At 61.2% G+C, this 21,708-nt stretch carries 22 protein-coding genes and 1 pseudogene; 11 read left to right on the top strand and 12 right to left on the bottom strand.

Features of this window, described 5'->3' with window-relative positions; translation table 11 throughout:
* Positions 1–34: 34 nt before the first annotated feature.
* A complete protein-coding gene (locus NL154_RS19935; protein WP_434733233.1) occupies positions 35–886 on the top strand; it encodes an SDR family NAD(P)-dependent oxidoreductase in 852 nt (283 codons plus the stop codon).
* Between the two features lie 85 nt (positions 887–971).
* Positions 972–1,613 (top strand): LysE family translocator, encoded by a 642-nt coding sequence (locus NL154_RS19940; RefSeq protein ID WP_221122929.1) that lies wholly within the window; start codon positions 972–974, stop codon positions 1,611–1,613.
* 25 nt (positions 1,614–1,638) lie between these two features.
* Here the strand turns inward: NL154_RS19940 and NL154_RS19945 are convergent, their stop codons facing one another.
* The 5 genes from NL154_RS19945 to NL154_RS19965 all read right to left on the bottom strand — a co-directional run bounded on the left by NL154_RS19945 (position 1,639) and on the right by NL154_RS19965 (position 6,517).
* Positions 1,639–2,433, bottom strand: coding sequence for an ABC transporter ATP-binding protein (locus tag NL154_RS19945; protein WP_210632983.1), 795 nt, complete (start codon positions 2,431–2,433; stop codon positions 1,639–1,641).
* Complete coding sequence (locus NL154_RS19950; protein ID WP_210632984.1) at positions 2,430–3,308, bottom strand: ABC transporter permease; 879 nt, start codon at positions 3,306–3,308, stop codon at positions 2,430–2,432. Before NL154_RS19950 ends, NL154_RS19945 begins: the two co-directional genes overlap by 4 nt.
* A gap of 120 nt (positions 3,309–3,428) precedes the next feature.
* The gene (locus NL154_RS19955; protein ID WP_221146086.1) at positions 3,429–4,382 is read right to left on the bottom strand and encodes an ABC transporter substrate-binding protein; all 954 of its coding nucleotides are present in this window, start codon (positions 4,380–4,382) and stop codon (positions 3,429–3,431) included.
* A 93-nt stretch (positions 4,383–4,475) separates the two neighbouring features.
* On the bottom strand, positions 4,476–5,705 hold the full coding sequence (gene rlmN / locus NL154_RS19960; RefSeq protein WP_210632986.1) for a 23S rRNA (adenine(2503)-C(2))-methyltransferase RlmN: 1,230 nt from the start codon (positions 5,703–5,705) through the stop codon (positions 4,476–4,478).
* 302 nt (positions 5,706–6,007) lie between these two features.
* Positions 6,008–6,517 (bottom strand): invasion associated locus B family protein, encoded by a 510-nt coding sequence (locus NL154_RS19965; RefSeq protein WP_064805485.1) that lies wholly within the window; start codon positions 6,515–6,517, stop codon positions 6,008–6,010.
* A 336-nt stretch (positions 6,518–6,853) separates the two neighbouring features.
* On the opposite strand from NL154_RS19965, the gene NL154_RS19970 reads away from it, so the two are divergent.
* On the top strand, positions 6,854–7,414 hold the full coding sequence (locus tag NL154_RS19970; protein WP_434733234.1) for a sigma-70 family RNA polymerase sigma factor: 561 nt from the start codon (positions 6,854–6,856) through the stop codon (positions 7,412–7,414).
* 15 nt (positions 7,415–7,429) lie between these two features.
* Here the strand turns inward: NL154_RS19970 and NL154_RS19975 are convergent, their stop codons facing one another.
* Together NL154_RS19975 and NL154_RS19980 are read right to left on the bottom strand one after the other, a co-directional pair.
* Entirely contained in the window at positions 7,430–7,822 is a 393-nt protein-coding gene (locus tag NL154_RS19975; protein ID WP_210632988.1) for a YkvA family protein, read from the bottom strand.
* A 66-nt stretch (positions 7,823–7,888) separates the two neighbouring features.
* Positions 7,889–8,194, bottom strand: coding sequence for a 4a-hydroxytetrahydrobiopterin dehydratase (locus NL154_RS19980; protein ID WP_434733235.1), 306 nt, complete (start codon positions 8,192–8,194; stop codon positions 7,889–7,891).
* 33 nt (positions 8,195–8,227) lie between these two features.
* Between NL154_RS19980 and NL154_RS19985 the strand changes: the two are divergent.
* Positions 8,228–8,727: pseudogene (locus NL154_RS19985) on the top strand (low molecular weight protein-tyrosine-phosphatase).
* Here NL154_RS19985 and thpR read toward each other — a convergent pair.
* Positions 8,634–9,227: an RNA 2',3'-cyclic phosphodiesterase gene (gene thpR, locus NL154_RS19990; protein ID WP_210632991.1), complete on the bottom strand. Its 594-nt coding sequence runs from the start codon at positions 9,225–9,227 to the stop codon at positions 8,634–8,636. The pseudogene NL154_RS19985 and the gene thpR sit on opposite strands and share 94 nt — an antisense overlap.
* Positions 9,228–9,295: 68 nt before the next feature.
* A complete protein-coding gene (locus tag NL154_RS19995; protein ID WP_434733236.1) occupies positions 9,296–9,940 on the bottom strand; it encodes an arylesterase in 645 nt (214 codons plus the stop codon).
* A gap of 72 nt (positions 9,941–10,012) precedes the next feature.
* On the opposite strand from NL154_RS19995, the gene NL154_RS20000 reads away from it, so the two are divergent.
* From NL154_RS20000 to NL154_RS20015, 4 genes are all read left to right on the top strand, one after another.
* Entirely contained in the window at positions 10,013–10,720 is a 708-nt protein-coding gene (locus NL154_RS20000; RefSeq protein ID WP_064805499.1) for an ABC transporter ATP-binding protein, read from the top strand.
* A complete protein-coding gene (locus NL154_RS20005; protein ID WP_434733237.1) occupies positions 10,717–13,260 on the top strand; it encodes an ABC transporter permease in 2,544 nt (847 codons plus the stop codon). The genes NL154_RS20000 and NL154_RS20005 overlap by 4 nt, the downstream gene beginning before the upstream one ends.
* 181 nt (positions 13,261–13,441) lie before the next feature.
* On the top strand, positions 13,442–14,170 hold the full coding sequence (locus NL154_RS20010) for a Bax inhibitor-1/YccA family protein (protein WP_210632994.1): 729 nt from the start codon (positions 13,442–13,444) through the stop codon (positions 14,168–14,170).
* Between the two features lie 109 nt (positions 14,171–14,279).
* The gene (locus tag NL154_RS20015; protein WP_221146096.1) at positions 14,280–14,837 is read left to right on the top strand and encodes a GNAT family N-acetyltransferase; all 558 of its coding nucleotides are present in this window, start codon (positions 14,280–14,282) and stop codon (positions 14,835–14,837) included.
* A gap of 6 nt (positions 14,838–14,843) precedes the next feature.
* On the opposite strand, the gene NL154_RS20020 is transcribed toward NL154_RS20015, so the two are convergent.
* From NL154_RS20020 to acnA, 3 genes are all read right to left on the bottom strand, one after another.
* Entirely contained in the window at positions 14,844–15,245 is a 402-nt protein-coding gene (locus NL154_RS20020) for a DUF2794 domain-containing protein (protein ID WP_064805507.1), read from the bottom strand.
* 313 nt (positions 15,246–15,558) lie between these two features.
* Positions 15,559–16,299: a DUF1223 domain-containing protein gene (locus tag NL154_RS20025; RefSeq protein WP_210632996.1), complete on the bottom strand. Its 741-nt coding sequence runs from the start codon at positions 16,297–16,299 to the stop codon at positions 15,559–15,561.
* Between the two features lie 346 nt (positions 16,300–16,645).
* A complete protein-coding gene (gene acnA / locus NL154_RS20030; RefSeq protein WP_221154751.1) occupies positions 16,646–19,336 on the bottom strand; it encodes an aconitate hydratase AcnA in 2,691 nt (896 codons plus the stop codon).
* A gap of 261 nt (positions 19,337–19,597) precedes the next feature.
* Here acnA and ccmA point away from each other — a divergent pair, with 261 nt between their 5' ends.
* Genes ccmA through NL154_RS20045 form a run of 3 tightly spaced genes read left to right on the top strand, consistent with a single transcriptional unit; the run spans position 19,598 to position 21,707 of the window.
* Positions 19,598–20,242, top strand: coding sequence for a heme ABC exporter ATP-binding protein CcmA (gene ccmA / locus NL154_RS20035; RefSeq protein ID WP_434733238.1), 645 nt, complete (start codon positions 19,598–19,600; stop codon positions 20,240–20,242).
* Positions 20,239–20,898, top strand: coding sequence for a heme exporter protein CcmB (gene ccmB, locus NL154_RS20040; protein ID WP_210632999.1), 660 nt, complete (start codon positions 20,239–20,241; stop codon positions 20,896–20,898). Before ccmA ends, ccmB begins: the two co-directional genes overlap by 4 nt.
* Before the next feature lie 47 nt (positions 20,899–20,945).
* On the top strand, positions 20,946–21,707 hold the full coding sequence (locus NL154_RS20045; RefSeq protein WP_434733239.1) for a heme ABC transporter permease: 762 nt from the start codon (positions 20,946–20,948) through the stop codon (positions 21,705–21,707).
* The last annotated feature ends 1 nt before the right edge of the window (position 21,708 follow it).

Consider the following 21,708-nt stretch of genomic DNA (forward strand, 5'->3'; position numbering starts at 1 on the left):
GCGTGCGAACAACGCTCGAGGAGGGGCTGTCCCCGTGACGAATATTCAAGACATTTTCAAGAAGTCCAATGTTGCCGTCATCACCGGCGGCGCTTCCGGCATCGGGCTTGCGGCGGCGAAGTACTTTGCCGGGCGCGGCATGAGCGTCGTCATCGCCGATCTCGGCGGCGACCGGCTGGCTAACGCCGCCGACGAACTCAAGGCCATTGCCGGCGAAGAGGATGTGATGGCGGTCGAGACCGACGTCGCCAGCCGCGACTCCCTGGAGGCGCTTGAACGCGCCGTGCTCCAGCGTTTTGGCCGCGTCCACGTGTTGATGAACAATGCCGGTATCGGTCCGGAAACCTCGATCTTCAGCCCGCAGGCCAATTGGGACCATATCCTCGCCGTCAACCTGATGGGCGTCGTCAACGGCACACGCGTCTTCGGGCCGAAGATGCTGTCGCATGGCGAGCCCGGCCTGATCATCAATACGGGCTCCAAGCAGGGCATCACCACGCCACCGGGCAATCCCGCCTACAATATCTCCAAGGCTGGCGTTAAAGTCTTTACCGAAGCGCTCGAACACGAGCTTCGCAACACCGCGGGGTCAAAAATCTCGGCGCACCTGCTGATCCCCGGCTTCGTCTTCACTAGCCTCACCAAGGGTGACCGCGCGGAAAAGCCGGCTGGCGCCTGGACACCGGAACAGACCGTCGACTTCATGGTCGAGAGCCTGGAACGCGGCGATTTCTATATCCTCTGCCCGGACAACGACGTCACCCGCCCGGTCGATGAACGCCGCATGGCCTGGGCGGCCGGCGACATCATCGAGAACCGCCCGCCGCTGTCGCGCTGGCACAAGGACTATGCCGACAAATTCAAGGCCTTCCTGGAGCAGAAGTGATCGTCGCCATCAGGAGGTTTGATTGGTAATTTTCTGAAAGCCGGATTAGAGATCGTCAGGTTTTTTCCGGCTTGCAGAGAGTGCCATGGATTTCGTGCCCAGCCTGCCAACACTTCTGGCCTTTGCCGCCGCGACGCTCCTCCTTGCCGCGACGCCCGGCCCCGACATGACGCTGTCGATCAGCCGCGCGCTGGCCCAAGGAAAGAAGTCTGCCCTCTTCGTCGTCGTCGGCACCAGCCTCGGCATCGTCGTCCACACCATGCTGGTCGCCTTCGGCATCTCGGCGCTGATCACTGCCTCACCAACGGCTTTCCTGATCCTGAAGACCGGCGGCGCGGCCTATCTGTTCTGGCTCGCAGTACAGGCGATCCGCTTCGGATCGAAACTTACGGTCGCCAAGGTCGAGACGCAGAAGGGGACCGCGTTTGCCAACATCTCATCCGGCTTCTGGGTCAATCTTCTAAACCCCAAGGTCATCATTTTCTTCATGACCTTCCTGCCGCAATTCGTCAGCGCCGGCGATCCCGCCGTTACGCAGAAACTGCTGTTTCTCGGATTTTGCTTCATCCTGATCGGCATGCCGGTCAATGCCAGCGTGATCCTCGCCGCCGATTGGCTGGCGTCCTGGCTGCAGAACAACAAGAAGGTTCTGCGCGGCATGGACTATACCTTCGCCGGCGTCTTCTCGGTCTTCGCCGCCAAAATCCTGCTCACCCAAGCGCGATAGGCCGCTATCGGCTTCGCCGATCGGCTCAGCCGATCAGCAAAGCGTCATCATCGAGTGTCTGGCCGCGCATCTTGCGGAACATGGCGATCAGATCCTCGACCTGCAGGTCCTTCCTGCTGTCACCCGCCACGTCGAGAACGATCTCGCCGCCATGAAGCATGATCGTGCGATGGCCGTAATCCAGCGCTTGGCGCATGGAATGCGTTACCATCATCGTCGTCAGCTTGCGCTCGGCAACGATCTTCTGCGTGAGGTTCATCACGAACTCAGCCATGCCGGGATCGAGCGCCGCCGTATGTTCGTCGAGCAGGAGCACCTCGGAGCCTGCAAGTGTCGCCATGACGAGCGACACGGCCTGCCGCTGCCCGCCCGAGAGCAGATCCATGCGATCCTTCAGCCGATTTTCCAGCCCGAGATTAAGCTCGGCGATCCGCTCCTTGAAATAGTCCCGACGTTTGCCGCCAAGCGCCGGCACAAGCCCGCGCTTTTCGCCGCGCCGGGCCGCCAGAGCAAGATTCTCTTCGATCGACAACGAGCCGCAGCTGCCAGTCAGCGGATCCTGGAAGACGCGCGCCACCAGGCCGGCGCGCGCTGCCGTCGATTTGCGCGTCACCTCGCTCTTGCCGATCAGCACCTGTCCCTCACTCGGGATGACATCGCCGGCGAGCACGCCGAGCAGCGTCGATTTGCCGGCGCCGTTGGAGCCGATGACGGTGACGAAGGAGCCTTGTTCGATGGTCAGGCTGACGCCGTTCAGAGCCTGCTTCTGCAGCGGCGTGCCGCGTCCGAAGACGACCTTGATATCCTTGACGCTGATCACGATGCGGCACCTCGGCGAAGACGGGGGAGAATGAGCGCGAAGGTGACGAGCACCGCCGTCACGAAATTGAGATCGGAGGCCTGCAGGCCGATGACGTCGCTCGACAGCGCCAGCTGGATGGCGATGCGATAGAGGATCGAGCCGAGCACGCAGCCGACGAGGGCGATCAGCAGGCCCCGGCGTCCGAGCAGCGTCTCACCGATGATGACGGCGGCAAGACCGACGACGATCGTGCCGACGCCCGAAGTGACGTCGGCAAATCCGTTGGTTTGGGCAAACAAGGCGCCACCGAACGCCACCAGCGCGTTCGAGATCGCCATGCCGAGATAGATCTGCCGGCTGGTGTCGACGCCCTGGGCGCGGGCCATGCGGGCATTGGCGCCGGTGGCGCGCATCGCAAGCCCGGCATCGCTTTCGAGGAAGCGCCAGACAATGATCAGCGCGACAATAACCAGAACGCCGACGAAGAGCGGCCGCACGTAGAAATCACGCAGGCCATGGCCGAAAAACGGGCTGATCATCGTATCGGCATTGATGAGGGCGACGTTCGGTTTTCCCATCACCCGCAGATTGACCGAAAACAGCGCGATCATCGTCAGGATCGAGGCGAGCAGATTGAGGATCTTGAAGCGCACGTTGAGCAGCGCCGTCACCATGCCGGCCGCCGCACCCGCCGCCATCGCAATCAGCGCCGCGAGCCAGGCATTGACGCCGGCAATGATCAGCACCGCGGTTACCGCCGCACCGAGCGGAAAGGAACCGTCTACCGTGAGGTCAGGAAAATCGAGGACGCGGAAGGCGAGATAGACGCCGAGGGCGACGAAGGAATAGACCAGGCCGAGCTCGACGGCCCCCCAGAATGCGATTTGGCTCAAGGCTTTCAGCCCCTTTTGTTTTCGTTCCGCCCGTCGCGAAACCGCAGCCTTTTAATACTTCAGCCGCCCCCGTGCAAACGGGAGCGGCTGAATGTGAATGGTTGATGCGACGATGAGCGCTTATTCGATGACCTTGTTGGCGCGCGAAAGCACGCTCTCGGGCAGGGTGACGCCCATCTTGGCCGCAGCCGCCTTGTTGACGACGAGATCGCTGCCGGCGGCGGTCTTGACCGCGATGTCGCCCGGGTTTTCGCCCTTCAGGACGCGCACGACGATCTCGCCCGTCTGCTTGCCGACGTCGTAATAGTTGAAGCCGAGCGCGGCGATCGAACCGCGCGAAACCGAATCCGTATCGGCGGTGAAGAGCGGCAACTTGCTCTCTTCGGCAACCGCAACGGCGCCCTCGAGCGCGGAGATGATCGTGTTGTCGGTCGGAATATAGATGGCATCGGCGCGGCCGACGAGGGCGCGGGCGGCACCCTGAACCTCGGCCGATTTGGTCGCGGCCGATTCGACCACCGTCAGGCCGGCCTTTTCGGCTTCGGCCTTCAGCACGGCGAGCAGCGAAACCGAATTCGCCTCGCCGGAGTTGTAGAGATAGCCGATCGTCTTCACCTTCGGCAGGATTTCCTTGATCAGCGCCAGGTGCTCGCCGACGGGCGACATGTCGGAAAGGCCGGTGACGTTGCCGCCCGGCTTGTCCATGTTCTTGACGAGCTGGGCGCCGAGCGGATCGGAGACGGCCGTGAAGACGACAGGAATGTCGCGCGTCGCCGAGACGACGGCCTGGGCCGACGGCGTGGAAATGGGGACGATCACGTTGGGCTCGTCGCCGGCGAACTGACGGGCAATCTGGGCTGCCGTCGCCGGATTGCCCTGCGCCGATTCGAACATGAATTTCAGGTTCTCGCCTTCCTTGTAGCCCGCCGACGTCAGCACGTCGAGAACGCCCTTGCGGGCGGCATCGAGCGCGGGATGCTCGACGATCGCAGTGACGGCAACGGTCACATTATCGGCCTTGGCGGGCAGGGAAAGGGCCAAAGTGGCGGCAAGAGCGAGCAAAATCGGGCGCATGGATGTCCTCCTGAATGATTTTGGCGGCACTATTAGGAAAAGCGCATGCTTAAATCAATGCAGGAGAATTGTAGCGAGGATCAAACTTGCTGATCAGTCGTCGGCGCCGTGATTGGCGATCATCATTGCCTCGAAGGCCAGGCGCTCGGTCTTGCGCATGCGTTCGGATTCCGATTTCAGCTGGCCGCAGGCGGCAAGGATGTCGCGGCCGCGCGGTGTGCGGATCGGCGAAGCGTAACCGGCCGAATTGATGAAATCGGCGAACTTTTCGATCTGCTCCCAATCCGAACACTGGTAATTGGTGCCGGGCCAGGGATTGAACGGAATGAGGTTGATCTTCGCCGGCACGCCTTTCAGGAGCTTGATCAAACCCTTCGCGTCTTCGAGGCTGTCGTTGACGTCCTTCAGCATCACATATTCGAAGGTGATGCGCCGGGCATTGGAAAGGCCCGGATAGGCCTTGCAGGCGTCGATCAGTTCCTTCAGCGGGTACTTCTTGTTGATCGGCACCAGAATATCGCGCAGGTCGTCGCGCACCGCATGCAGCGAGATCGCCAGCATGACGCCGATCTCCTCGCCGGTGCGGAAGATCTCCGGCACGACGCCGGAGGTGGAAAGCGTCACGCGGCGTTTGGACAGCGACAGGCCGTCGCCATCCGTGGCGATCAGCAGCGCTTGCTTGACGCTGTCGAAATTATAGAGCGGCTCGCCCATGCCCATCATGACGATATTGCTGACCTTGCGGCCCTCGGCAGGCATGATCGTGCCTTGCGGCGCTTCACGATCCGGGAAGTCGCCGAGCCGGTCGCGAGCGAGCAGCAACTGCGAGAGAATTTCCTCCGCCGTCAGGTTGCGCACCAGGCGCTGTGTACCGGTATGACAGAAGGAACAGGTCAGCGTGCAGCCGACCTGGCTTGAGATGCAGAGCGTGCCGCGGCCCTCTTCCGGAATGTAGACGGCCTCGATCTCGACCGGGCGGCCCGCGCCCCGCGCGGGAAAACGCAGCAGCCATTTGCGCGTGCCGTCGTTCGAGACCTGCTCCTCGACGATTTCCGGACGCGCGATGGTGAAATGCGTCTTCAGCATTTCACGCAGATCCTTGGCGATATTGGTCATATAGTCGAAATCGGAGACGCCGCGCACATAGATCCAATTCCAGAGCTGCGAGACGCGCATCTTGATCTGCTTTTCGGGCACGCCTTTTTCCCGGAGCGCCGCCGCCATTTCCTCCCGGGAGAGCCCGATCAACGACGGCTTCTCGGCGCCGGAAGACGGGCGCGCGGCCTGAGGTTTGTTGATGACGATCGCATCCATGACGGACATAGGCTTCTGACCCCGAATTCGAACACGTAACCGTTCCGCAAGCCGCGGACTTCGGGATCTGATCCGGAAGACTTGCGGAGGCATGACGGCACATTGGCAGAAATTGATGGCGGACGGCGACTGATATCGCGATCTGTCCGCTGTTTGCGCGGCCTTTAGCATTATTTTGCCCGCGCGTCACTAATGCATGTCGCCCAAAAGTGTGAAGCGGTTTTGGGAAAACGACATGCATACAGCAGAGACCTAAACGGCAAGAGCCGGCACAAGGCCGGCTCTTGAAACTTTGTGACTGAAAGTCCCGCTTACTTGCAGCTTTCGATCTGCTTGAGCGCAGCCGAGATGCCCGACAGCGAATAGCTGTAGGACGTGCCGGTGCCTTTGCGCGAAACCGCATTGACGGTCATCGAATGGCCGGTCTTCATCGCCGCGACGAGGGCCGGCTCCTGGGCAGCATTCTCGACCCAGCCCGCCTTGTCCTTGGTAAACATGACGAAGGTCTTGTTGTCGATGACGACATTGATCTTCGAATTTTCCTTCACCGTGTAGCCCATCATCGCCTGCGGCTCGTAGGAGATGTTCTGGCCGGGCCGCTGCGAAACGATGAAGAAATTGTCGCCATGGTCGACGCTTGCTGGCTGCTTTGCCGTTGGAACGGACAGCACGTAGCACACGGTGCTATTGCCCGACTTATAGGAATAGGCGCCCCATGCCTGGAACTGCTGAATGCGGGTCGGCGCGGCCTGCTGCGCTGCCGCCACTCCGGCCATTGTCAGGGTGAGGGCGAGGGCGGATACGATACTTCTTACAAACATGGATTCCTGCCGGTTCTTGCGATTCAAGGCCCGAAGCGATCATAGCGGGCGCCGCATAATCACGATCTGCTTTATTTTGACTTAATTCAGGTTACCAAATGGTCAACAATAGCTGCGATTTGTATGTGCCTGTGTCATTTCAGCTCGACTACCACCTTTGCCCCTTGCCGAAATCGGCTGCGATGCCGGTGCGCCGATGGCACCGACTGGCCGTTCGGCTGAACTTAAGACACAAAGATTCAGGCAACAGTTTGACCTTTCAAAAATCCGCTGTACCTCATTAAGACTTTGGAAATCCGGGACGAAATTTTCGCCGCAGGGGGCTGGTGAGACGACATGGATGCCGAGGAAAGACAGCGTTTCGCTGCCCTCGCAAAGGCCGTCGCGGATGATCGCGACCAGCAGGCCTTTTCTATCCTGTTCGACTATTTCGCGCCGCGCCTGAAGAGCTGGCTGATGCGCCAGAAGATGACATCAGGCGAGGCCGAAGAGCTGGTCCAGGAGATCATGATCGTGCTCTGGCACAAGGCCTATCTCTACGATGCGACGCGATCTTCTCTGTCGACCTGGCTTTTTCGCATCGCCCGCAACCGCCGCATCGATCTGCGGCGCCGCACCAGCACCCGCACTTTCGACGAAACGGACCCGACCCTGCTGCCACCGGCTGAGATCGGTGCCGATGAAATCATCGCCAATGGCGATCGCGATGCCAAGCTGCGCGCCGCTGTCGACCAACTGTCCGAAGAACAGCGCGATATGCTGCGTGCAGCCTTCTTTCTCGGCCAATCGCATTCTGAGATAGCCGAAGCGACCGGGCTGCCGCTCGGCACGGTGAAATCACGTATTCGGCTTGCGTTTGGAAAGCTTCCCAAGATGCTCGAGCAGGAACTCAGGTGAACCGCGCCGCGGCCTTCAAATCGTTTTCATCGTATCCGCAGGCCGGTCGGCAAGGACGCGGTCCGCTGCGTCGTAATGGTTCGGCCGGATATGACCGCGCACCATGGCGAAGGCGGCGGAAAGCACGGCGATGTCGTCAGAAAAGCCGATAACAGCGAAAATATCCGGGATCATGTCTATCGGCATGACGAAGTATGCCAGCGCGGCCAGCAGCACGCCGCGCACCTTGGTCGGCGTCTGCGGATCCAGCGCACAGTAGAAACCGGCGACGACGTCGCGCGAGAAGGGAATCTGGCGCACGGCCCGCCGGAAGGTCGGCCAGAACTTCTGCCGTACGGTTTCCTCCCGCCGGCTCTGGGTGTCCTCGTCGCCCGGCAGCAGGATTTCCCCGAATTTGACCTCGTCCATTCCTGACATCCTTTCGTCCATGCGAACATATGGTGATGGCGCTTCGGCTTTCAATCAGCGCTCGTTTCAAACGGCACCGCGTGCCGCCGCCTTGTCCATCGCCCTGGCGAGCTTGAAATCCAGGTCCGTCAGCCCGCCGGCATCATGCGTGTTCAGCGTCACATCCACCCGGGAATAGACGTTGAACCATTCGGGATGGTGGTTGAGTTTCTCGGCCGTAATCGCTGCCTGCGTCATGAAGCCGAAGGCCTCGATGAAATTTGAAAACTTGAACGTTTTCGAGATTGAAGAGGCCGCATCGTTGAGCGCCCAGCCTGAAAGCTCAGCCAGTCGTGCCTCGGCCGCCGCCCGTTCCAGTCTTTCCTGTTTCATGCCATGGTCCTCTCATCTGTCAGCAGGTCACCGATGAAAGACATCAGCATCCTTTTCGTTTGCATGGGCAATATATGCCGTTCTCCGCTTGCGGAGGGAATTTTTACCCACCTTGCCGCCGAGGCGAGGCTGACCGATCGTTTCACGATCGATTCCGCCGGCACCGGCGGCTGAGATGAAGGTGAACCGCCCGACTGCCGTTCGATCGCTGTTGCCCGCAACCATGGCATCGACATAGCAGGGCAACGCGCCCGGCGCATCCGTTCGATCGATTTCGTCAGTGTCGATCTGATCGTCGCCATGGACCGCGACAATGTTGCGGAACTCAACAGGATCGCCCCTCCCGAGGCGAACATCCAGCTGTTCGGCGATATCGCGCTGGGAACGGGGAGGACATTGCCGACCCCTATGATGGCGGTCCGGAAGGTTTCGAGCTGCTCTATACCAAGCTCTTGACCGGCTGCAGCAGCCTGCTCGAAACGCTGGTCCCCGAACGTACTTCGTGCAGCGGGAACACTTCCTCGGTGAGATAGGGCCCGCCGCCGACCGATTCGCGCGATGAAAGCAGCACGAAACGCGGCGCCGTGAAGGTCGCGGTGTGGAAGTTGCCACGCCCACTCAGATATTGCACGACATCGTCGAGCCGCGAGGATTTCAGCCGGGCCAGCGTCACGTGCGGCGTGAATTTGCGCGGATCCGGCGGCAGGCCGATGCGCTGGCAGATCCGTTCGATCTCAGCCTGCAGGGCGTACATCTCAGGCGACTGAGAAACGCCCGCCCAGACCGAATGCGGCTTCTTCGAGCCGAAGGACCCGATGCCTTCGAGCCGGAACTGAAATTCCGGCCGATCGATCCGGTCGAGGCGTTCAACGATTTCATCGGCCGTTCGGCCGTCGACATCACCGATGAAGCGCAGCGTGATGTGGTAATTTTCCACATCGATCCATCGTGCTCCGGGGAGGCCACCGCGCAGCAATGAAAGGCTCATTGCCGCATTGCGCGGAATTTCGAGGGCGGTAAACAGTCTCGGCATAACGAGCACTCCCCGAATCTTTTGCAGGTGCTTACACGGAATCACGCAATCAATGGCCGTGCAAGCCCCTAATTCTTCACAGAAGAAATCGTATCGATGAAATTTGTGACATCAGCTTCCATTTTCTCGACCATGACGTCGACACCTCTCGCGTTTGGATGCATGCCGTCATCGAGCTTCAGCCCCGCATCGAGCGCAACCCCGTCGAGGAAGAAGGCATAAAGTGGAACTCCATATTTGTCGGAAAGTTTCCGATAAATCGGATTGAAGCGCGCCGCATAATCCGCTCCCATGTTCGGCGGCGCCATCATGCCGACAAGCAGCACCGCCATGCCGCGCGCCTTGAGCCGGGCAATCATCTGATCGAGGTTTTTCTCGCTCTCTTCCGGCGGAATACCGCGCAGCGCATCATTGGCGCCGAGCTCGAGGATAACGCCATCGGTGCCGTCGGGGACCGACCAGTCGACCCGGGCAAGCCCACCTGTCGTGGTATCGCCCGAAACCCCGGCATTGGCAATGGAAACGTCGAGCCCCTTGGCCTTCAAAGCCGCCTGCAGCTTTTCCGGAAAGCCCTCGCCGGGCGGCAGCTGATAACCCGCCATCAGGCTGTCCCCGAATCCGACGAGATTGATCGTCCGCGCATTGACTCCAACGGCAAAGATCAGCGACACCGCGATGACGGTGAATTGAAGCGCGGCAACTTTAAATCTCATTCTGGCTTCCCTAGATTGGCGAGGTGCCGTGATGCGGCCATTGCGTTAGAGATTAATATAGGTCGATTTCTGTTGGCAAAAACCATCATCGAGTTGAAGGGCGCCGATCTCACCCTTGGCAGTGCGGCCGCCTCCGTCCATGTTCTGAAGGGCATCGATCTCGATATCGCTGCCGGCGAATCCGTTGGCATCGTCGGACCTTCCGGTTCCGGCAAATCCACCCTGCTGATGGTGCTTGCCGGACTGGAAAAGCTCGACAGCGGCGAAATCAATATCAACGACACGCCGCTCCATGCCCTGAGTGAGGATGAGGTCGCCGATTTCCGCGGCCGCAACATCGGCATCGTCTTCCAGTCCTTCCACCTGATCGCCAACATGACGGCGCTGGAAAACGTCGCGGTGCCGCTGGAGCTCGCCAATATCAGCAACGCCTTCGAAATCGCCCATCGCGAACTGAGTTCGGTCGGCCTCGGCGAACGGCTGAACCACTATCCCGGCCAGCTTTCCGGCGGCGAGCAGCAGCGCGTGGCGATTGCCAGAGCGCTCGCTCCCTCGCCCGCCTTGCTGATCGCCGACGAGCCCACAGGCAATCTCGATACCGAAACGGGCCGACAGATCGCCGACCTTCTCTTCGCCAAACAGGCCGAACGCGGCATGACCCTGCTTCTCGTCACCCACGACGTCTCGCTTGCAAACCGCTGCTCGCGCCAGATCCGCGTCCGTTCCGGCAGGATCGAGGGCGACAGCGCCGCCCGCCGCAGCGAGGCGGCAATCGCATGAGCACGGTCACGCCACGCGTCGCGCTCGCTTTTCGCCTGGCGCTCCGCGAGCTGCGCGGTGGCATTCGCGGCTTCTACATCTTCCTGGCGTGCATCGCGCTCGGCACCGGTGCGATCGCCGCCGTCAATTCCGTTTCGCAGTCGATCACTGACACGATCGCCTCGCAAGGGCAGGAGCTGCTGGCGGGCGACGTCCGCTTCGAGCTCAACAATCGCCAGGCGACATCTCAGGAAATGAGCTTCCTTCAGGGCCTGGGAACCATTTCGGTTTCAACCGGCCTTCGCTCGATGGCCCGCAAGCCCGACGGTTCCGACCAGGCGCTGGTCGAGGTCAAGGCCGTCGACGACGCCTATCCGCTCTACGGCAGGTTCGTCGCCGAACCGGACTATCCGCTTGCAGCCCTGCTCTCCAGCCAAGGGGGCACCTATGGCGCGGTCGCCGCCCCGCTGCTTCTCGATCGGCTAGGCCTTGCGGTCGGCGACGAATTGCTGCTCGGCAATGTCAAGCTCAGCATTACCGGCACGGTGAAGACCGAGCCCGACGCGCTGTCGGAAGGCTTCGGTTTTGCGCCGCGTCTGCTCGTCAGCCGCCAGGCGCTCGAAGCGTCGGGGCTGATCCAGACCGGAAGTCTGGTCGAACACGCCTATAAGATCCGGTTGGAAGATAAGGGCGCCATGTCGGGCATCCAGGCCCGCGCCTCCAAGGAGTTTCCCTCCGCCGGCTGGGCGATCCGTACCAGTGATCGCGCAGCACCCTCCCTCACCGAAAATATCACCCGTTTCTCGCAATTCCTGACGCTGGTCGGCCTCACCGCGCTGATCGTCGGCGGCGTCGGCGTCGCCAATGCCGTGCGTGCTTTCCTCGATTCCAAGCGCACCACCATCGCGACCTTCAAATGCCTCGGCGCTCCAGCCGCCGTCGTCGTTCTGATCTATCTCTTTCAGATCGCCATCATCGCCCTTGGCGGCATCTTGGCCGGCCTCGTCATCGGCGCCCTGTCGCCGATCTTTGCGGCACAGTTCCTGGCGCAATTCCTGCCGGTCTCAACCGCGCCGACCCTCTATCCCGGCGCCCTGCTGCTCGCGACGCTGTTCGGCATCCTGACGACGCTCGCCTTCGCCATTCTGCCGCTTGGTCATGCCCGCGAAGTGCCGGCAACGGCGCTCTTCCGAGAGCAGGGCTTCGAAGCCCGCCGGCTGCCGTCCTGGCCTTATATCCTGCTTGCCGCCCTCTTCATGGCGGCCCTTGCCAGCCTTGCCATCCTCACCGCCTATGATCGTTTTATCGCCGTCGTCTTCGTCGGCGCAATCATCTTCGCCTTCGTCGTCCTGCGCCTCGTCGCCGCCTTGATCGCCTGGCTCGCGCGCCGCAGCCCGCGCGTTCACTCGCCGGCGCTCAGGCTCGCGATTGGCAACATCCACCGCCCCGGAGCGCTGACGCCCTCGGTCGTCCTCTCGCTCGGCCTCGGCCTGGCATTGCTGGTGACCCTGACCTTGATCGACGGCAACCTGCGCCAGCAGCTGACCGGCCGCATGAACGAGGGGGCACCCAACTTCTTCTTCGTCGATATCCAGAGTGCCGAGGTCAATGCCTTCCGCAATCTCGTCCAGGCGCAAGCGCCAAGGGGCAAGCTGATGGAGGTGCCGATGCTGCGCGGCCGGATCGTCGCCTTCAATGGTGAGGATGTCACCAAGATGAATGTGCCGGCCGCCGGCCGCTGGGTGCTGAACGGCGATCGCGGCATCACCTACGCCGACACGCTGCCCGAAAATGCCGCGCTCGCCGAAGGCAGCTGGTGGGACAAGGATTACAGCGGCGAGCCGCTCGTCTCCTTCTCCTCGGAAGAAGCGCATGAACTCGGCCTCAAGATCGGCGATACCGTCACCGTCAACGTGCTCGGCCGCAACATCACTGCAAAGATCGCCAATCTGCGCCGTGTCGAGTGGGAATCGCTGTCGATCAATTTCGTCATGGTCTTCTCGCCGAACACGTTCCGCGGCGCCCCGCATGCCTGGCTGGCGACGCTAACCGATCCCTCCTCAACACCGGCCGAAGATGCTGCCATCCTGAAATCCGTCACCCACACCTATCCGACGATCACCAGCGTGCGCGTCAAGGATGCGATCGATATCGTCAACCAGCTCGTCGCCCAGCTTGCGACAGCGATCCGCGCCGCCGCATCGGTGGCGCTCGTCGCCTCGATTCTTGTCCTTGCCGGGGCGCTCGCCGCCGGCAACAGGGCGCGCACTCACGACGCGGTGGTGCTGAAGACGCTCGGCGCCACGCGCGCTATGCTGATTCGCGCCTTCAGCTACGAATATCTGATCCTCGGGCTGGCCACCGCGATCTTCGCACTCTTTGCCGGCGGTATCGCCGCCTGGTTCATCGTCGCCCGCATCATGCGACTGCCGTCTGCCTTCCTGCCCGATGTGGCGGGACTGACGCTCGTCACCGCGCTCGTGCTCACCGTCGGCATCGGCCTCATCGGCACCTGGCGCATCCTCGGGCAGAAGGCCGCACCGGTGCTGCGTGAGCTTTAGACGGATAGCACGGTCGACACGACTTCACGTTACGGCGATTTAACCGACCGCGCCTTTGCAAGCCCCTTGTTTGCAAAGGGCGAAAGCCTCATATTGTCTGCAGGCATGCTGGAGCTCCGCAGCGGCGCCCGGGTCGAAAACCCCGACACCGTATCTCCTTCGGAGCTTGTAAGAGGAAACTATGGCTGATCTTCGTAACTATCAAAGCCGCGTCCAGACCGGCGAGATGATTGATCAAGGCCTGCGCGCATATATGCTCAAGGTCTACAATCTGATGGCGCTGGGCCTGGCGATCACCGGCGTGGCAGCATATCTCGGATTCAACTTCGCGGTCCAGGACGGCCAGCTCACCCAGTTTGGCGCGCTTCTGTTCCAGTCGCCGTTGCGCTGGGTCGTGATCCTTGCCCCCCTTGCGGTCGTCTTCTTCCTGAGCTTCCGCATTCATCAGATGAGCGTGTCCGCCGCCCAGACCACCTTCTGGATCTACGCCGCCTTGGTAGGGCTGTCGCTCTCGTCGGTCTTCCTGGTCTATACAGGCCAGAGCGTCGTTCAGACCTTCTTCGTCACCGCCGCCTCCTTCGGCGCGCTGTCTCTTTACGGCTATACGGCGAAGCGTGACCTGTCGGCGATGGGTTCGTTCCTGATCATGGGTCTCTTCGGCCTGATCATCGCCTCGCTCGTCAACATCTTCCTGGCTTCATCCGCGCTGCAGTTCGCGATCTCGGTGATCGGCGTGCTGATCTTCGCAGGTCTCACCGCCTACGACACGCAGCGGATCAAGGAACTCTACTATGAAGCCGATGACGTCGCTGTCGCCGGTCGCAAGGCGATCATGGGCGCACTGACGCTATACCTCGACTTCCTCAACCTGTTCATGTTCCTGCTGCAGTTCATGGGTAACCGCAGATAACAGGCGCATTGATAGATCGAAAAGGCGGCTTCGGCCGCCTTTTTTGTTGCACCGGTTTCTCAGGGGTGGTTTTAGAGGAGCCTGCTCCTTCCGACGGACCTGCCGCCCGATGTCCTTCCTCCTGCGCGACGCCTCCCAAACCGACATCACCGCCATTACGGAGATCTATCGCGACTCGGTCCTCAATGGCGTTGCAAGCTACGAGATTGCGCCGCCCTCCGAGGCCGAAATGGCCCAGCGGTTTTCCGTGATCGTCAGCCAGCAATATCCCTATATCGCCGCAACCGATGCTGACGGGAAACTCCTGGGCTACGCTTATGCGTCGGCCTTCCGCACCCGCCCTGCCTATCGCTGGATGGTGGAGGATTCGATCTACCTGGCACCCGAAGCCCGCGGCCGCGGCATCGGCAAGGCACTGATCGCCGAGCTGATCGACCGCTGCACCGGGCTTGGCTTTCGTCAGATGGTAGCCGTCATCGGCGGCGCGAGCCCGGCCTCGATCGCGCTTCATCTGAAGGCAGGTTTTGTGGAGGTCGGACTGATGAAGGGTACCGGCTACAAGCACGGCCGCTGGCTGGACACGATGCTCATGCAGCGCAGCCTCGGCGAGGGCATGAGGACCGATCCGGATCCCTCCATTTATCCCGGTACGCTGTTTGCGGGCTGATGAGAATTATTTATCGACAAGCTTCAAGGCCTTGTCGAACACCTTGAGGACCTGATTCAGCTCGTGCCCGCGCTTCAGGATCATGCCGTTGACGTTGATGACAGAATAGGCGCCCTGCTTGGCGGCAAGCTTCGGGTTCTTTTCGATCCGGAAGAGCGGCATCTCGCCGGAGCGCTTGAAGACGGAAAAGACTGCTCTGTCCTTCAGATGGTCGATGGCATAATCGCGCCATTCCCCCTCGCCGACCATGCGGCCGTAGATCCAGAGGATCGCGTCCAGCTCGCGCCGGTGGAAGGTCACCGGAAGCGGGTCCTTGCTTTGCTTGTACTCCCTGAGATCGACGACGACCGAGGAACTATTGTCGACGGAGCGGCTTTCGCCGTGTCGCAAATCCGGCTGATCTGTCATCAGGTCTCCAAGGCCTCCGCTTGTGACAGGAGAGTGACAGTTTGCCCGAGCCGCCGCAAATTGCAAGAGCGCGGCCCCTCACATTCGGCCTACGGCAGCGCCGCACGTCCAGACACCTTTCGCTGGGGACGAAGCAGTGCTTTCTCCCCAGCGCCGCATTTCAGTCAAAACAGCGCCTCATTTGCAGGGGATTTATGCATCCCGGTTTGGCGCCAGCGCGCCAAAGGGCCCGGCGGAGCGTATCGACCTTAACCCCAGCCCCGAATACGCTCGGCCGGGCCGCCCGGCATTTCACCCGTAATCGGATGAAATATCAGATATTTTTTCCCGCCATCACCACGGTCGCCCCGAGAATCGCTGCCGGATCGCCGTCGGCCGTTGCCGACTGCAGCAGAATCGCGCAGCCCTCGAGCTGCGGCCGCTGCAGGACGCTCGCCGGCAGCGTCAGACTGGTCGCCTTGCCGTCCCACATGCCTACGGTTTCGACATTGGTGACGCTGTGCAGATAGGAGATCTTCTTGCCGCTGTTTTCGCCTTTTTCGACGTCGATCGTCTTTTCCTTGTCGAAATAGACCATCACGACATTGGCCTTTCCCTGCCCTGCGCCGATTTTGATCTCCAGCTCGTCGCCGCGCATTGCCGCGCTGACGGGGATGGTCAGCCCGTTGCCTTCGCTGCTGTAGGTGTCGATCTTGCTGTTGATGCCGGTGAGATCGGCGCCGGCCAAATGGCCACGGCCATTGACGATCGCCTGCGGCGTATAGACGTTGCTGCGACCCATCGTCCTGGCATAGCCGTACTGCCGCTCGGTATTTTCCTTCGAGCTCAGCGTATCGGCCCAGCCGAGATAATTCCAGTAGTCGATGTGATAGGCGAGCGCGATGACATCGCCCTGATTCACCAGCTTGCGAAAGGCGGCATCAGCGGGAGGACAGGAGGAGCAGCCCTGCGACGTGAAAAGCTCGACGACGCCTTTGGGCTTGCCGTCTTCGGCCTGCAGCGAGCCTGCAAGAGCAACGCCGACGATCAGCGGAATCAAGAAACGGGGGGACATTCACCTGCACCTCTTTTTCAGCGCCGGCGGCGTTTGAAACCGAAGGCTCTGAGATATGAACGTACGAATAATCCTTCCGGGTCCAAACGAAAAATCACGAACGGGTGAGACCGTAGCTCGGCCGGAACGCAGCTGAAACAAATCATCGTGAGCCTCCGGCAAAGACTCTTGCAGCAAAGAAAAAGCCGCCGGAAACGCTCTCCGGCGGCCATTATCAATCCACTCTCCTAGACCCGGGTGATTTTTGGCCGACCGGCCTAAAATCTGAATCCGGATCTACATCAAAGAAGAAGAGCATGATGTCGTCCGAAAACCGCTCACACTTTTCGGCATCATGCCCTGAAAATCAGGCAGCGAGATCACGCAGGACCGTCTGCAGAATGCCGCCATTGTTGAGGTAGATCACCTCGTCGAGCGTATCGACACGCGACAGCAGCGGAACTTCCTTCACAGTGCCGTCGCCATAGGTAATCTTGGCGATCTTCCTCTCGCGCGGCTTGATCTTGTCCAGCCCCTCGATGGTGACGAGCTCATCACCCTTGAGGCCGAGGCTCTGCCAGGTCGTGCCCTCTTCGAAGACGAAGGGGATGACGCCCATGCCGACCAGGTTCGAGCGATGGATGCGCTCGAAGCTCTGGGCGATGACAGCCTTGACGCCGAGCAGGTTGGTGCCCTTGGCAGCCCAGTCGCGCGAGGAGCCGTTGCCGTATTCGACACCGGCGAAGATGACGAGCGGAACGCCTTCGGCCTTGTACTGCATGGCGGCGTCGTAGATCGAAGTCTCTTCCTTCGACGGGTAGTGGATGGTGTAGCCGCCTTCCTTGCCGTTCGGGCCGAGCATATGGTTGCGGATGCGGATATTGGCAAAGGTGCCGCGCATCATCACCTCATGGTTGCCGCGCCGCGTGCCGTACTGGTTGAAGTCGGCAACCGCGACGTCATGGCCGATGAGGTAGGCGCCGGCCGGCGATGCCGCCTTGATCGAGCCGGCCGGAGAGATGTGGTCGGTGGTGATCTTGTCACCGAACAGGCCGAGGACGCGGGCGCCCTTGATGTCGGCAACGCCGGTGCCCTTCTTGCCCATGCCGACGAAGTAGGGTGGGTTCTGGACATAGGTCGAGTTGTCGTCCCAGGCATAGGTCTGGCCCGGCGGAACCTGAACCGCCTGCCAGTTGATGTCGCCCTTGAAGACATCGGCATATTTGCTTTCGTAGAGTTCGCGGGTGACGTATTTCTGGATGAACTCCTGCACCTCGTGCGAGGTCGGCCAGATATCCTTGAGGTAGACGGGCTTGCCGTTCTGGTCTTCGCCGATCGGCTCCTTGGTCAGGTCCTTCTGCACCGTGCCGGCGAGAGCGTAGGCGACGACAAGCGGTGGCGAAGCAAGATAGTTCGCCTGGACGTCGGGCGAGATGCGGCCTTCGAAGTTGCGGTTGCCGGAGAGCACGCCGGAAACGATCAGACCCTTGTCGTTGATCGTCTTCGAGATCGGCGCCGGCAGCGGGCCGGAATTGCCGATGCAGGTGGTGCAGCCGAAGCCGACGAGATTGAAGCCGAGCTTGTCGAGATCGGCCTGCAGACCTGACTTGGCGAGATATTCACCGACCACCTGCGATCCCGGAGCCAGCGAGGTCTTGACCCACGGCTTGGTCTTCAGTCCCTTGGCAACGGCGTTGCGGGCGAGAAGGCCGGCCGCGATCAGCACCGACGGGTTGGAGGTGTTGGTGCAGGAGGTGATGGCGGCAATCGCGACGTCGCCGTGGCCGAGATCGAAATCGGTGCCTTCGACCGCATAGCGGTTGGCAAGCTGGCCGGGCTTCTTGTAGTCGGCATCCATCGAGCCGGCAAAGCCGGAAGCGATGTTTTCAAGCGCGATGCGGCCTTCCGGACGCTTCGGGCCGGCCATCGACGGCACGACGTCGCCGAGGTCGAGTTCCAGCGTGTCGGTGAAGACGAGGTCGGAACCGTCGCCTTCGCGCCACATGCCCTGGGCCTTCGAATAGGCTTCGACGAGGGCGATGCGGTCATGCGTGCGGCCGGACATGGTGAGGTAGTTGATGGTTTCGCCGTCAACCGGGAAGAAGCCGCAGGTGGCGCCGTATTCCGGACCCATGTTGCCGATTGTCGCGCGGTCAGCGAGCGGCATGTTGTCCATGCCGGGGCCGAAGAATTCGACGAACTTGGAAACGACGCCCTTCTTGCGCAGCATCTGCACGACGGTCAGAACGAGGTCGGTCGCGGTGACGCCTTCCTTGAGCTTGCCGGTCAGCTTGAAGCCGATGACTTCAGGCAGGAGCATCGAAACCGGCTGGCCGAGCATGGCGGCTTCAGCCTCGATGCCGCCCACACCCCAGCCGAGAACGCCGAGACCATTGATCATCGTCGTGTGGCTGTCGGTGCCGACGCAGGTATCGGGATAGGCGATCGTCTCGCCGTCCTCTTCCTTGGTCCAGACGGTCTGGCCGAGATATTCGAGATTGACCTGGTGACAGATGCCGGTGCCCGGAGGAACGACGCGGAAATTCTTGAACGCCTGCTGGCCCCACTTCAGGAAGCGGTAGCGCTCGCCGTTGCGCTGATATTCCAGCTCGACATTCTTGGCGAAAGCCTGCGGCGTGCCGAACTCGTCGACGATGACGGAGTGGTCGATGACGAGGTCGACAGGAACAAGCGGATTGATCTTCTCGGGATCGCCGCCGAGCGACACCATCGCGTCGCGCATCGCGGCAAGATCGACGACGGCGGGAACGCCGGTGAAGTCCTGCATTAGCACGCGCGCCGGGCGATAGGCGATTTCGTTTTCGACAGCGCCCTTGTTGTTCAGCCACGCGGCGACGGCGAGGATGTGCTCCTTGGTCACCGACTGGCCGTCTTCGAAGCGCAGCAGATTTTCGAGCAGCACCTTCATCGAATAGGGAAGCTTCGATACGCCGGCCAGACCGTTTGCCTCAGCCTTGGGCAGGCTGTAATAGACATAGTCCTTTCCACCAACGGAAAGCGTGGAACGACAATTGAAACTGTCAAGAGATTTAGACACGAGAAACCCCGTTCTGATAGCCAACACAGTCGTGCGAACGCCTATGCACTTAATGCACATCAGGATGCGGGTACGGCCATTTCCGCTGTCCGCACGTGGAGCAGATGCTCCAAGTTCGGCGCAAGGATGAAATTCACGCCGACCGCTGGCGTGGTTGCCGGTCTTATAGATAATTTCCTAAAAACTTGCCATACCCGAGCACTGCCAAAACCAGACATTTTTTGAGCCTTCCGAAAGCCGCAACGAAGAAAGAGCAGACGCATGCAACTCACCGCCGAAAATCTGGCTGCAAGGCGCGGTGAGGATCTCATTTTCGTAAACATTTCCTTTCACTTGACGGCCGGAGAAGCCCTCGTTCTGACCGGCAAAAATGGATCGGGAAAATCCACTTTGCTGCGCGTTGCCGCCGGTCTTCTTAAGCCCGAAAAGGGAACTGTCATCTTCCGCGATAAAGAGAGCCCGCAAGGCCGCCATCCGGGCGAGGTCAGCCATTACCTCGGCCATCGAAATGCGATGAAGAATGAACTTACGGTTGCGGAGAATTTGGAATTCTGGCAGTCCTTCCTCAGCAGCCCGGGCGCCGCCGGCCTCCCTGTCGATGACGCCGCCGAAGCCGTCGGCCTCTTAGGGATCACCCACCTTCCCTTCGGCTATCTCTCCGCCGGCCAGCAACGCCGCTTCGCCTTCGCCAAGCTGCTCGTCGCCGACCGCCCCATCTGGATCCTCGACGAGCCCACCGCGGCCCTCGACGCCAGCGCCGACCGGCTGTTTGCCGGATTGATCGAAGCGCATCTGGCAAAAGGCGGCATCGTGCTGGCGGCAACTCATCAGCCACTGGGACTCCAGAATGTGCAGGAATTGAAGATGACGGGCTTTGCCGGCGTGGATCAGGGAGTGTGGGGATGACCACCCTCTTTCTCCGCGACCTGAAACTTTCCATCCGCGCCGGCGGCGGCGCGCTGATCGGCGTGCTGTTCTTCCTGACCATCGTCGCCGTCATCCCCTTCGGCGTCGGACCCGATCTCAAGCTGCTCTCGCGCATCGGCCCCGCCATTGTCTGGATCGGCGCGCTGCTTGCCGCCCTTCTCGGCCTCGACCGGCTGTTCCAGGCCGAGCGCGACGATGGGTCGCTCGACCTGATGCTGATGCAGGAAACGCCACTTGTGCTCACCGTGCTCCTCAAATGCTTCGCCCACTGGACCGCGACCAGCCTGCCGCTGGTCATCGCTTCGCCGCTGCTCGGCCTGTTCATGAACATGGACGAGACGGCGATCGGCGCCACCATGCTGACGCTCTTCGTCGGATCGCCGGCGATCACCTTCATTGGCGCCGTCGGGGCTGCCGTCGCCGTTGCCCTGCCCCGCGGCGGCCTGCTGGTCTCGATCCTCGTATTGCCTTTGACGATCCCCGTGCTGATCTTCGGTGTCAGCGCCACCTATGCCGCGGTCGAGGATCCGGCGCCATTCCTGCCGCCCTTCCTCATATTGATCGCACTGACGCTGTTCTTTGCGGTCATCGGCCCCGCCGCCGCCGCCTTGGCGCTGCGAAACACGTCGGATTGAATGCCTTTCGATTGCGGGAAAAGCCGGATCAAGGTAAGGAAGCGCTCATGAGCCAAACCAGCCTTGCCATCAGCAAAATCAGCGATCTCGCCAACCCGACGCGGTTTCTGGCGCTGGCCGCGCGCATCATTCCCTGGATGGCCAGCATTACCGTTCTCTGTTTTGCGGTCGGTCTTTATCTGAGCTTCGCGACCGAAGGCGATTACCAGCAGGGCGAGACGGTGCGCATCATGTATATCCATGTGCCCGCCGCGTGGCTGTCGATGATGTGCTATACGATCATGAGCTTCTCGGCGATCGGCACGCTGGTGTGGCGCCACCCGCTCGCTGATGTTTCCGCCAAGGCCGCAGCCCCGCTCGGCGCCGCCTTTACGCTGCTGGCGCTCATCACCGGCTCGCTCTGGGGCAAGCCGATGTGGGGCACCTGGTGGGTCTGGGATGCCAGACTGACCTCTGTCTTCATCCTCTTTCTGATGTATCTCGGCCTCATTGCGCTGAGCCGCGCCATCGACGATCCCTCGAGGGCCGCACGCGTCTCCGCCGTGCTGATCCTCGTGGGCTTCGTCAACATCCCGATCATCAAGTTTTCCGTCGACTGGTGGAACACGCTGCATCAGCCGGCAAGCGTGATGCGCCTCGATGGCCCGGCGATCGATCCGGAATTCCTGCGCCCGCTCTTCGTCATGGCGATCGCCTTCACGCTGCTCTTCTTCACCCTGCACCTCATGGCCATGAGAAACGAGATCTGGCGCCGCCGCGTCGCCGCCCAGCGCCGTCTTGCCGCCCGCATGGCCAGCCGGGAGGAATAGG

This window comes from Rhizobium sp. YTUHZ044 (genome assembly GCF_051123975.1).
Lineage (GTDB): Bacteria > Pseudomonadota > Alphaproteobacteria > Rhizobiales > Rhizobiaceae > Rhizobium.